The following is an 11,755-nucleotide window of genomic DNA, read 5'->3' as shown; positions in this document are numbered from 1 at the left end:
GCCTGCGTGGCGGTGGCCCGCCCAGGACTCTATCCGAACATGCCGGGCACCAAGACTGCAACCCCGCCCCCGCCCGAGGCCCTGCCGCGAGGGCGCGGACCGGGGCGATGCCCGCTCAATATGCGTTCATCGTGAGCAGCTCGTATTCCGCGACCGCCTCGCCCTCGTGATCGCTCAGGGTGACGTGCCAGCGCACTTCGCCGTAATCGCCCGTGCGGCGCGTCTTGGCCTTGACCGTCAGGCGCACCGAGATGCGCGCACCCGGCTGCACGGGCTTCAGGAAGCGCAGGCCGTCGAGACCGGTATTGGCGAGGACCGGCCCCTCGCCGGGGTCCACGAAGAGGCCTGCGGCGAAGGACAGAAGCAGGTAGCCATGCGCGACGCGGCCCGGAAAGAACGGGTTCCGCGCCGCCGCGTCCTCGTCCATGTGGGCGTAGAACGTGTCGCCGGTGAAGCTTGCGAAAGTCTCGATATCGCCCAGCGTCACCTCGCGCTCGCCGGTGCGGATCGTCTCGCCGAGCGCCAGCTCGCCGAAGCGGCGGGTGAAGGGATGGGCGGGCGCCGAGACCTCGCGCGCGCCGGGCATCCATGCGCCGGTTATGCCCGTGAGGATGTCGGGACTGCCCTGAATGGCGGTGCGCTGCATGTAGTGCAGCACGCCGCGCACCCCGCCCAGTTCCTCGCCGCCGCCCGCGCGGCCGGGCCCGCCATGGACCATGTGCGGCAGGGGCGAGCCGTGGCCCGTGCTTGCCGTCATGGACGCGCGGTTGTCGAAGTGGAGGCGCCCGTGGAACGGGCCGGAGCCCAGCGTGATCTCGCGCGCCACGGCAGGGTCGCGCGTGACGACGGAGGCCACGAGGCTGCCGCCGCCGCGATTGGCCAGCGCCACCGCGTGGCCGGGATCGCCGTATCCCATGATGGTGGCGACCGGTCCGAAGGCTTCGGTGTCGTGGACGCGCGCGGCGCGGTCGGGCGCATCGCAATGGAACAGGAGGGGCGGCAGGAAGGCGCCGCGCTCGGCATCCGCGCCGTGGACCTCGAAGGCCGAGGGATCGCCGCAGACGCGCTCGGCCTCCGTGGCGAGGATCGCGGCCTTCTCGAGGACGTCGCGGCGCTGTTCGATCGACACCAGCGCGCCCATGCGCGTCGTCTCCCGCTCGGGCGCGCCGATCACCGTTTGCGACAGGCGCGCCGAGATCGCCACGATCAACGCCTCGACCTGCGCCTCGGGGGCGAGGATGCGGCGGATCGCCGTGCATTTCTGCCCGGCCTTGGCGGTCATCTCGCGGTGCACCTCGCGCACGAAGAGGTCGAACTCCGGGCTCCCCGGCGCGACGTCGGGCCCGAGGATCGTGGCGTTCAGGCTGTCCTGCTCCGCCGTGAAGCGCACCGAGTTGCCGATCAGGCCCGGCAGGACGCGCAAGCTCCGCGCGGTGGCGGCCGATCCGGTGAAGGCGACGACGTCCTGGCAATCGAGCCGGTCGAGCAGATCCCCGAGGCCGCCGCAGACCAGCTGGAGCGCGCCCTCGGGCAGGACACCGCTTTCGAGGATGCGGCGGACGCAGGCCTCGGTGACGTAGCAGGTGGAGGTCGCGGGCTTCACGATCGCCGGCATCCCGGCAAGAAGCGTCGGCGCGAGCTTTTCCAGCATCCCCCAGACGGGGAAGTTGTAGGCGTTTATATGCACCGCGACGCCGTGCAGCGGCGTGCAGACGTGCTGGCCCATGAAGCTTCCGTCGCGCGACAGCCGCTCGGGGCCGCCGTCGAGATAGACCTGCCCGTCCGGCATCTCGCGCCGCCCCTTCGAGGCGTAGGCGAACAGCGTGCCGATGCCGCCGTCGATGTCGATGCGGGCGTCGGCCAGCGTCGCGCCGCTGCGGTGGGACAGCCGGTAAAGCTCGTCCTTGAACCGCTCAAGATGGGTGGCCAGCGCCTTGAGCATCCGCGCGCGGTCATGAAAGCCCGTGGCACGCAGCGCCGGGCCGCCGGTGGCGCGCGCATGATCCCGCATCCCGCCCGTATCCAGCGCCGCGTTGCCGGCGACCGCGAAGACCTCGCCGGTGACGGCGTCCGCGATCTCGCGCGCGCCCTGCCCCGGCGCGATCCATTCGCCGTGGGCGAAACTTCCGACCTCGAGCGGTGCCATCGCGCGTCTCTCCCTCAGCAGATGCCCGTTCGCCGGTCCCATCCCGCCCGGCGTGGCGCCAATCTTGCGCGGCCGCGCCGCCATGTCGATGCCCCCCGGATCGGGCGCGCGCGCCCCCGCAGGTTGCCCTCGGCGTGGAATTCTCTATTCTGCATCGCAGAAACCGGGACCCGGCCTCGACGCCGGGTGGCTCTTCCGGCCGCCGATCCGCCGGACAACGACACGCAATCACGCGACGGCCGGCAACGCGGATGCGTGCGCCGGACAGGGACACGCATTTCATGTTTTCAATCGACGCTTACCGCGGCCAGTGGCTGGGCAACATCCGTGGCGACCTCCTGGCGGGGCTGGTGGTGGCGCTCGCACTCATCCCCGAAGCCATCGCGTTCTCGATCATCGCGGGCGTGGACCCGAAGGTGGGACTCTACGCCAGCTTCTCGATCGCCGTGATCACCGCGATCGCGGGCGGGCGGCCGGGCATGATCTCGGCGGCGACGGCCGCGACGGCCGTGCTGATGGTGACGCTGGTGCGCGACCACGGGCTGCAATACCTGCTTGCCGCCACGGTGCTTGCCGGGCTGATCCAGATCGGGGCCGGCCTTCTGAGGCTGGGCTTCGTGATGCGCTACGTCTCGAAGTCGGTGATGACAGGCTTCGTCAATGCGCTCGCCATCCTGATCTTCATGGCGCAGCTGCCCGAGCTGGACCCGCGCGAGGTGACGTGGCTGACCTACGCGCTGGTGGCCGCGGGGCTTTGCATCATCTACCTCTTTCCGCGCCTGACGAAGGCCGTGCCCTCGCCGCTGGTGACGATCATCGTCCTGACCGCGCTGACGGTGGCCTTCGGCTGGGACGTGCGCACGGTGGGCGACATGGGCGAGCTGCCCGACACGCTGCCGATGTTCCTGCTGCCAGACATCCCGCTGAACCTCGAGACGCTGAGGATCATCCTGCCCTACTCGGTCGCGGTCGCGGTCGTGGGCCTTCTGGAAAGCCTGATGACGCAGAACATCGTGGACGACCTCACCGACACCAAGTCGAACCGCAACCAGGAATGCGTGGGCCAGGGCCTCGCCAACACGGCGACAGGCTTCATCGGCGGCATGGCGGGCTGCGCCATGATCGGCCAGTCGATCATCAACGTGAAGTCGGGCGGACGCGGGCGGCTGTCGTGCTTCGTGGCGGGGGTGTTCCTGCTGATCCTCGTGGTCGGCCTCGGCGATCTCGTCAGCATCATCCCGATGCCGGCGCTGGTGGCGATCATGATCATGGTCTCCATCGGCACGTTCTCGTGGTCGTCGATCCGCGACCTGCGCGTGCATCCGCGCTCGTCCTCGATCGTGATGCTCGCGACGGTGGCCACCGTCGTCTACACCCACAACCTCGCGATCGGCGTGCTGGTGGGGGTGCTCCTGTCGGGGATCTTCTTCGCGGGCAAGATCGCGCAGCTGTTCCGCGTGACAACCGAGATCAGCGACGACGGCCGCGTGCGCACCTACCACGTCGAGGGGCAGATGTTCTACGGATCGGTCGAGGACTTCATGAACGCCTTCGACTTCCGCGAGGCGCCCGAGCGCGTGGTGATCGACGTGAGCCGTTCGCACATCTGGGACATCAGCTCGGTGCAGGCGCTGGACATGGCCATCCTGAAGTTCCGCCGCGACGGGGCGGAGGTCGAGGTGGTCGGCATGAACGAGGCGACCGAGACGCTGGTGGACAGGCTGGGCCTCAGCGACAGGCCGGACGCGCTCGACAAGCTGTCGGCGCATTGAGGGGGGACGGGAACATGACGAGCAAGATCATCGCGCTGGTGGACGGGTCCATCTATTCCGAAAGCGTCTGCGACCACGCCGCGTGGATCGCGACGCGCACCGGGGCCACGGTCGAGCTGATCCACGTCCTCGGCCGCCGCGAGGCTCCGGGAACGCGCGACCTGTCGGGTTCGATCCGGCTGGGCGCGCGCTCGGCGCTGCTGGAGGAGCTCGCAGAACTCGACGCGCAGCGCGCGAAGCTGGTCAGCCACAGGGGCCGCGCCATCCTCGAGGACGCCCGCGCCATCGTGGACCGGGACGGCGTCACCGACATCACGACGCGCCTGCGCCATGGCGACATCGTCGAGGCGATCGGCGAGATCGAGGACGAGGCCCGCGTCATCGTGATAGGCAAGCGCGGCGAGGCGGCGGATTTTGCGAGGGGGCACCTTGGATCGAACCTCGAGCGGATCGTGCGCGCGGCGCACCGGCCCGTCTTCGTGGCCTCGCGCGCCTTCGCCCCGATCGAGCGCGTGCTGGTGGCCTACGACGGCGGCCGCTCGGCGATGAAGGCCGTGGACCATATCGCGCGCAGCCCGCTTTTCGCGGGGCTCGCCGTCACCGTCGTCACAGTCGGCGCCGAGGGCGCGGCAGTGCGGAAGGGCCTCGAGGACGCGAGCGCGCTTCTGAAGGCGGCCGGGATCGACGCGCAGACCCGCATCGTCGAGGGGCGCCCCGAGGAGATGCTGGGCAGGCTGGTGGACGACGAGGGCTTCGGGATGCTGGTGATGGGCGCTTATGGCCACAGCCGGGTGCGCAGCCTCGTCATCGGATCGACCACGACCGAGATGATGCGCTCGTGCAAGGTGCCGGTCCTGCTGTTCCGCTGAGGGCCGCGGCGCGCCGTCTCCGGGCCCGGCGGGCGGCAGCGCCGCGTCAGGACGACACGCGGCAGACCGTGTCCGCGTGGGCCGCCATGCGCGCGGCCGCCTCGTCGAAGCGCGCGTCGTCCACCGTCAGGCTGACCCGCACCCACCCGTCGAGCGCGGAGCCGAAGGCGCTTCCGGGCATCACCGCGACGCCCGCCTCCTCCAGAAGATCGAGGGCGTAGGGCGTCGAGGCGAGGCCTGTGGCCGAGATGTCGACCATTGCGAACATGCCGGCCTGCGGCGGGTGGACAGCAAGCCGTCCGGCGGCCTCCAGCGTGGTCTTGAGGTGCGCCGCGCGCGCGGCGTAGCGCCTTGCCATGCCCGCCGCGACGTCCGACGGGGCCGAGACCGCGGCCTCGGTCATGTCGGCGATGAAGGGCTGGTTGCCGAACAGCATCGTCTCCGAAAGCGGCAGAAGCCTGCGGGCGAACTCGGCCGGCGCCACGATCCAGCCGCTGCGGAAGCCCGGCGCGGCGTGCGACTTGGAGATCGAGGACGCCACGATCACCCGGTCGGCGAGGCCGGGAAGCGACAGCGGCGACGCGAAGCCCTGGCCGTCGAAGACGAGATCCTCGTAGACCTCGTCGCTGACGATCCACAGGTCATGCGCGCGCGCCACCTCGCCGATGGCCGCGATGTCGGCCCGCGACAGGATCGCCCCGGTCGGGTTGTGCGGCGAGTTGAGAAGGATCGCGCGCGTGGCGGGCGTGACGCGCGCGGCCACGTCCTCGGCCTTCAGGCGGAACCCGTCGCCCGCGTCCATCGGCACCGGCACGACGTGCCCTCCCGCCGCCCGCACGATGCCCTCGTAGGTCGCATACATCGGGTCGCCGACGAGGACCTCCGAGCCCGCATCGACGATCCCCGCCATGACGGCGTAAAGCGCCGTCTGCGTGCCGGGAAAGCACAGCACCTGCGCGGGGTCGATGTCGCGTCCGCTCCGCGCGCCGTAGCGCCGCGCCAGCGCGGCTCGCAGCCCGGCCTCGCCCGACCCGTTGGAATACCGCGTCCGTCCCCGCCGCATCGCGTCGATGGCGATCTCTGCGAGGTGCGGGGGCGTCGGCGTGTCCGGCTCGCCGATGGTCAGTTCGATGATGTCCCGGCCCGCCGCGGCCAGCGCCCGCGCGCGAAAATGGACCTCCCACTTCGCCCCGCCAAGATCGGCGACGCGGTCCAGCACCTCGGCGTATTTCATCGCTGCGTCCCCTCGATTTCATCCGGCATGGGCAACGCGACGCCAAGAATGGCCGCGATCGCCCCGATCCCCATCGCGGCGATCTCGGCGGCCCCGAAACTCTCCTGCAGGGCGGCACCCTCCAGCCAAAGGCCGTCGATGACGGCGTTTCCCGCGATGGCGAGGCGTCGGCGCTCGGGCCCGTCGGCGGGCCGCCCGGCGTCCGCGCGGACCTCGCCGATCAGATGCTCCAGCAGGTCGCGGAAGGCGCGGTAGCTTTCGTCGTGGATGCGCCCGAGCCTCTCGTCGTGAAGCGTCTCGCCGAGGAAACCCGCCCAGAGCGCGACCCAGTCCGCGGACATCACCGGCGGCGCGAGCGCGGCGGCGACAAAGCGCGACAGTCTCAGGCCGGGCGCGTCGGCCGGATCGCCGGTCGCGCGCCAGACCGTGTCCGTCATGCGCGCCATGTGATGGCCGTACGCGGCCGCGACGAGGTCCTCCTTCGACGAGAAATGGTGCCGGATCAGCCCCTGCGTCACGCCGGCGCGCTCGGCGATGGCGCGGACCGTGGCCGCGCGCACGCCCGCCTCGGCCACGACCTCGATCGTCGCGTCCACCAGCGCCTGCTTGCGGATGGTGGCCGCCTTGCGCCTGAACTTCGGTCGCTGCGCGGTCATGGTCCCCCGCTCCGCATGTTGCTATACGTTTGCATAAATACCGCAACGGCGCGCACGCACAAGGCCGAACGCGGCGCGGCGGCACATGAAACCGAACGCCGTCGCGGGCGTTCACCACCCTTGTGCGAACAATCCGAAAAGAGGGATGCAACATGACGGACAAGACACTTTTCATCACCGGCGCCTCGAGCGGGATCGGCGCGGCGACGGCACGGGCCGCGGTCGCGCGGGGCTGGACCGTGGGGCTTTTCGCGAGGTCGAAGGACAAGCTCGACGCCCTCGTGGACGAGCTTGGCGACAAGGCCATCGCGCTGCCCGGCGACGTGACCGACCTGGAAAGCCAGCGCGCGGCCATGGCGGACTTCGTGAGCCGGACGGGCGGCATGGACGCCGCCTTCGCCAATGCCGGGACGGGCCTTTCGGCGGCCGGAACCGACGCGGGCGATCCCGGGGAATGGGAGGCCATGATCCGCGTGAACGTGCTGGGCGTGCTGTGGACCGCGAAGGCCGCGATGGAGCACCTGAAGGCGCGCAAGGGCCACCTTCTTCTGACCGGGTCGGCGGCGGGCCGCAGGCATATCGCGGGATCGGTCTACGGCGCCTCGAAGTGGTTCGTGCACGGCTACGGCGGCAACCTGGCCGATGAGATGAAAGCCTTCGGCGGGCGCTGCACCATCCTTGCGCCGGGCATGGTCGACACGCCTTTCTTCGACGAACCCAAGCCCGACAAGCTTCAGCCCGACGACATCGCCGATGCGGCGCTGTTCGCGCTCGAGGCGGAGCCGCGCTGCGCGGTGAACGAGATCTTCCTGATGCCGACGGGCTAGAACCCCTTCGATGCGGCCCGCCCCGGCGCGGCCGCATCGGATCGCCATGGACGCGCATGATGGCCCGAGACGCGCTCAGCCGCGCGCGGGCGCTCCCGCGCGAGCGGCGTCGCGGCCGTCGGCGTCGGGTCTGTCCTCCTCGAAACCGGAGCGTTCGAGGAAATCGCGCGCCTCCTCGTCGTAGTCGCGGTAGCCGCGCTCGAACGGGCGCGGAAACGGCCGGGCATACCGGAATTCGCCGCCACCTTCGCCGCGCGCGCGGCGCCGCGGCGGTCCGAACATCAGCAAACCCACGCCGAGCGCGGTCAGGCCCAGCGCAAGGGGCCTTTCGCGCGCGACGCGGACCAGCCCCTCGCCCAGTCCCACTTCGTCCCGTCGCAGCGTGGCGGCGAGCCTCGTGCAGATCTCGTCGGCACCGAGGCGGGCCGAGACCTCGAACAGCGCATCCACCGCATCGCGCAGCTCGGCGCGTTCGCGCTCGACGGCGCGCTCCATCTCGCGGGCCGAACGCCTCACGTCAGCCATTGCGCGCCGCGGCCTCCCTCAGGGTCTGCGCGTCGCGCCGGACGTTCCTGACCGACCGCGAGGGCGCGAGGCTGGCGAAGCGCAGGTTGTTCCTGCCCACCAGAAGCAGGATCAACGCGATCACGGCGAGGGCGCCGAAGACGATCAGCGCGGCCCAGCCCGGCGCGATGCCGTTGCCCGCCAGCCACGCGACCGCCGCGCCGGCCAGCACGTTCAGCGCGACCAGCATCAGCACGACGCCCGCCACGATCATCCCGATCGCCGCGAAGGCCTTGTCGACGTTTTCCTGCAACTCGGCCCGGAACAGGTCGAGCTCCTTGCGGACGAGGTCGGTGACGTGTTCGAAGACGTCTCCGACGAGGCCCAGCGCGCTGGTCTGCGCCCCCTCCGCCTTGCGCGGCCCGTCATCGGTGGTCGCGGCCATGATGTTTCTCCTTCGTCTTGCATGGGTCTTTTAGAGGGCGCGGGCGGGAGGCCACGCGCACCGGGCAGGCGTTTGAGGCTGGCCGAGACGCGCCGCGATGGCCGCCGTGATCAAGGCACCTCCCTGGCGGAAAATGCCCCATGCGTGGAAAGGTTCCGGCAAGCACGACAGGCGGCACGGATAGTTCTGCCCCCCAAAGGGCGCGCAAGGGCGGTCGGGACCGGGCATCTGCGCGGGCGGATGGCGCGCGCCGGATCGGCGCGGCGCGAGGGGCCCGGGGTCTTTGGGCCGGGGAACGCCCCCGCCGTCACGGCGGCGTCAGGACGCGGCTTCGGCGGCCAGTTCGCGGCACCCGATCTCGAGGAGATGGGCGAGGTGCGCCGCGAAGCTGTTCCAGACGTCCATGCGAAAGGCGGCTTCGCCGTCGCGCCACAGGATCACGGTCGCACCGTCGAACAGCGTCCGCCGCCCCTCGCCCACGGCGATGGCGTCGATGTCGCGCGGACAGCCCAGCGTCAGAAGCTCGGCCGCGCGCGGCCCCTCGATGAGAAAGCTGACCTCGCGGCCCGAGACGTCGACGAGGCTGTGGGGGTGCGCCTCGTAGACACTGGCCGCGGCCTCGATGACCGGCGCAGCGGCATCCTCGGCGCAGTGCAGCATCCATTCGTCCGGTCCCAGCCTCAGCGCCTCAAGGCCGCCCGTTGCGGTGCGGGCGCCGATGCGCCCGGGCAGGGTCAGGCCCAGCGCGCCGTTCAGCGCGGCGAGCTCGCCGCGCACCCGGAGCGAAAGCCGCGCGCGGGGCGCCATGACGGTGACGCGGGCGGCGTCCGTCTCGGCGAGAACCGAAGGGGCGGAGGACGGGAAAGGTGCGGTCATCGTCGCCTCCTCATATCTTCAGACGGGCGTTTTCGGGATCGACGAAGACGGTCGGGGTGATCTTCGCCGCGATGGTGCGGTCGGGCATGGGGATGTGAACGATCTCGCCCATCCTGTCGTGCCCCCCTTCCACGAGCGCAAGCGCGATGGGCCGTCCCACCGCCTCGGAGTGATAGGCGGAGGTGACGTGGCCCACCATCCGCATCGGCTTGGGCTGCGCGGGGTCGAACACGATCTGCGCCCCCTCCTCGAGCCGCGAGCGGTCCTCGGTCAGAAGGCCCACGAGCTGCTTGCGCCCCGGCGCTGCCAGGTCGGGACGGGCGAGGCCGCGCTTGCCGACGAAATCGGGCTTCTTGGTGCCGACCGCCCAGCCCATGCCCGCGTCATAGGGCGTCACGGTGCCGTCGGTGTCCTGTCCGACGATGATGTAGCCCTTCTCGGCCCGCAGGACGTGCATCGTCTCGGTGCCGTAGGGGCAGATGTCGTAGTCCTGCCCCGCCTCCCAGAGGATCTCCCACAGCCGGGCGCCCATCGGGGCGGGCACGTTCACCTCGAAGCCGATCTCCCCGGTGAAGCTGATCCGGAACAGCCGCGCGGGCATCCCCGCGACGGTGCATTCGGCGCAGGACATGTGCGGGAAGGCCTCGTCCGTCAGGTCAACGCCTTCGACCAGCGGCGCCAGAAGCTTCGCCGCGTTCGGTCCGTTCAGCGCGACCGTGGACCATTGCTCGGTCGTCGAGGTGAGCCATACGTCGAGGTCCGGCCACTCGGTCTGGACATAGTCCTCCATCATGTTGAGGACCCGCGCGGCGCCGCCCGTCGTGGTCGTCACGTGGAACCTGTCGGGGCCGAGACGGCCGATCACGCCGTCGTCTCGTATGAAACCGTCGTCGCCCAGCAACAGGCCATAGCGGCAGCGGCCGGGCGCGAGCCTCGTCCAGGGGTTGGTGTACATGCGGTTCATGAACTCGACCGCGTCGGGGCCCACCACCTCGATCTTGCCCAGCGTGGAGGCGTCGAAGATGCCGAGCGATTTCCGCGTGGCGGCGCATTCGCGGCGCACCGCGGCCTCCATGCCTTCGCCGGGTTTCGGGAAATACCACGCGCGGCGCCACTGGCCGACCGGCTCGAAGACCGCGCCATGGGCTTCGGCCCAGCCGTCGATCGGCGTCTTGCGCGTCACCTCGAAATGCGCGCCGCGGTGATAGCCCGCGAAGGCCCCGAAACTGGTGGGCGTGTAGGGCGGGCGGAAGGTCGTCAGGCCGACCTGCGGCTGCTTCCTGCCAAGGGCGTCGGCGGCGATGTTCAGGCCGTTGATGTTGGACATCTTGCCCTGGTCGGTCGCCATGCCGTTGGTCGTGTAGCGCTTCACATGCTCGATCGAGCGCATGCCCTCGCGCACGGCGAGGCGAAGGTCCTTGGCGGTGACATCGTTCTGGTAGTCCACGAAGGCCTTGGCGCGCGCCGGGTCGAGGTCGGTGGGCAGCTCGCGCAGGCTCGCGCCGCCGCCGGTGCGATCCTCCGCGACGCTCCGTTCGACCGCATGGCCCGTCAGGCCCAGCTCGGCCGCGGAGGCGAGGCCTTTTTCGGCCCCGTCCCGAAGCGCGGCGGCGATGCCCCAAAGACCCCGGCTCGCGCCGGCGATGACGCAGTCCTCGGGCGTGTCCTTCGGAAGGAACGTCGTCAGGTCCTCGTCCCACGCAAGCGAGCCCCTGGTGTGCGAGAACAGGTGCAGCGACGGCGTCCAGCCTCCCGACATCAGGACCGCGTCGCAGTGGATGACGTAGGGTGCGCCCACCGCGCCCTCCCGGACCGGGTTCACCCGCAGCGACGTGACGCGCAGCCGGCCCGAGGTCGCGGTCGCGGTATGCGACAGCCTGACCTTGATGCCGCGCGCCTCGGCCCCGGCCAGAAGCGCGTCGTCCACCTGCGCCCGCGTGTCCACGATGGCCTGCACCCTCGCGCCCGCATCGGCGAGATCGAAGGCGGCGAACCATGCGGAATCGTGCGAGGTCAGCACCACAGGCTTGCGGCCCACGAGCACGCCGTAGCGGTTGAGGTAGGTCTGCGCGGCCCCCGCCAGCATCACGCCAGGCCGGTCGTTCCCGTTGAAAACCAGCGGCTTTTCCAGCGCGCCCTGCGCCAGCACGACGCGCTTTGCGCGCACCCGCCACATGCGTTCGCGCGGGGTGTCCTGCGGCAGTTCGGCGAGGTGGTCGGACAGCTTCTCGACCATGCCGATCATGTTCTGGTGGTAGTAGCCGATGGCGGTCGTGCGGGTCATGACGCGCACGCCGGCCGCCTTCAGCGCCGCAATCTCGGCCTCCAGCCAGTCCCAGGCGGGCTTGCCGTCGATGACCGCCTGCGGCTCGGACAGAAGCGTGCCGCCCGGCTCGGCGTTCTCGTCGACGAGAACGACCTTGAGA

General features: G+C 70.6%; 10 protein-coding genes and 1 other annotated feature. Of the genes, 3 read left to right on the top strand and 7 right to left on the bottom strand.

The window, feature by feature from the left end; genetic code table 11:
* Positions 1 to 115: 115 nt before the first annotated feature.
* Entirely contained in the window at positions 116 to 2,146 is a 2,031-nt protein-coding gene (paaZ, locus tag P6F26_RS16585) for a phenylacetic acid degradation bifunctional protein PaaZ (protein WP_278029821.1), read from the bottom strand.
* 163 nt (positions 2,147 to 2,309) lie between these two features.
* Positions 2,310 to 2,366 (top strand) — a sequence feature (sul1 is cis-regulatory element that is thought to sense ions involved in sulfur or methionine metabolism; They are found in Alphaproteobacteria).
* Between the two features lie 61 nt (positions 2,367 to 2,427).
* Between paaZ and P6F26_RS16580 the strand changes: the two genes are divergently transcribed.
* Positions 2,428 to 3,918 (top strand): SulP family inorganic anion transporter, encoded by a 1,491-nt coding sequence (locus tag P6F26_RS16580; RefSeq protein ID WP_278029820.1) that lies wholly within the window; start codon positions 2,428 to 2,430, stop codon positions 3,916 to 3,918.
* 14 nt (positions 3,919 to 3,932) lie between these two features.
* Positions 3,933 to 4,787, top strand: coding sequence for a universal stress protein (locus P6F26_RS16575; RefSeq protein ID WP_278029819.1), 855 nt, complete (start codon positions 3,933 to 3,935; stop codon positions 4,785 to 4,787).
* A gap of 46 nt (positions 4,788 to 4,833) precedes the next feature.
* On the opposite strand, the gene P6F26_RS16570 is transcribed toward P6F26_RS16575, so the two are convergent.
* Positions 4,834 to 6,021: a pyridoxal phosphate-dependent aminotransferase gene (locus tag P6F26_RS16570; RefSeq protein ID WP_278029818.1), complete on the bottom strand. Its 1,188-nt coding sequence runs from the start codon at positions 6,019 to 6,021 to the stop codon at positions 4,834 to 4,836.
* Positions 6,018 to 6,677, bottom strand: coding sequence for a TetR family transcriptional regulator C-terminal domain-containing protein (locus P6F26_RS16565; RefSeq protein ID WP_278029817.1), 660 nt, complete (start codon positions 6,675 to 6,677; stop codon positions 6,018 to 6,020). Before P6F26_RS16565 ends, P6F26_RS16570 begins: the two co-directional genes overlap by 4 nt.
* Before the next feature lie 152 nt (positions 6,678 to 6,829).
* Between P6F26_RS16565 and P6F26_RS16560 the strand changes: the two genes are divergently transcribed.
* Positions 6,830 to 7,504, top strand: coding sequence for an SDR family oxidoreductase (locus P6F26_RS16560; protein WP_278029816.1), 675 nt, complete (start codon positions 6,830 to 6,832; stop codon positions 7,502 to 7,504).
* Positions 7,505 to 7,579: 75 nt separating this feature from the next.
* Here P6F26_RS16560 and P6F26_RS16555 read toward each other — a convergent pair whose 3' ends face one another.
* The 4 genes from P6F26_RS16555 to P6F26_RS16540 form a co-directional block, all read right to left on the bottom strand.
* Positions 7,580 to 8,029 carry a hypothetical protein gene (locus P6F26_RS16555; protein WP_278029815.1) on the bottom strand — a complete coding sequence of 150 codons (450 nt, stop codon included), beginning with the start codon at positions 8,027 to 8,029 and terminating at the stop codon, positions 7,580 to 7,582.
* On the bottom strand, positions 8,022 to 8,453 hold the full coding sequence (locus P6F26_RS16550; protein ID WP_278029814.1) for a phage holin family protein: 432 nt from the start codon (positions 8,451 to 8,453) through the stop codon (positions 8,022 to 8,024). Before P6F26_RS16550 ends, P6F26_RS16555 begins: the two co-directional genes overlap by 8 nt.
* A 318-nt stretch (positions 8,454 to 8,771) precedes the next feature.
* Complete coding sequence (locus P6F26_RS16545; RefSeq protein ID WP_278029813.1) at positions 8,772 to 9,329, bottom strand: sarcosine oxidase subunit gamma; 558 nt, start codon at positions 9,327 to 9,329, stop codon at positions 8,772 to 8,774.
* Between the two features lie 10 nt (positions 9,330 to 9,339).
* The coding region (locus P6F26_RS16540; RefSeq protein ID WP_278029812.1) for a sarcosine oxidase subunit alpha family protein at positions 9,340 to 11,755 on the bottom strand (2,416 nt) is incomplete at its 5' end.

Origin of the sequence: Roseicyclus salinarum (assembly GCF_029624655.1) — a bacterium.
Lineage (GTDB): Bacteria > Pseudomonadota > Alphaproteobacteria > Rhodobacterales > Rhodobacteraceae > Roseibacterium > Roseibacterium salinarum.
Note: the sequence above shows the minus strand (reverse complement) of the source record. Positions and strands in the feature narration are given on the sequence as shown.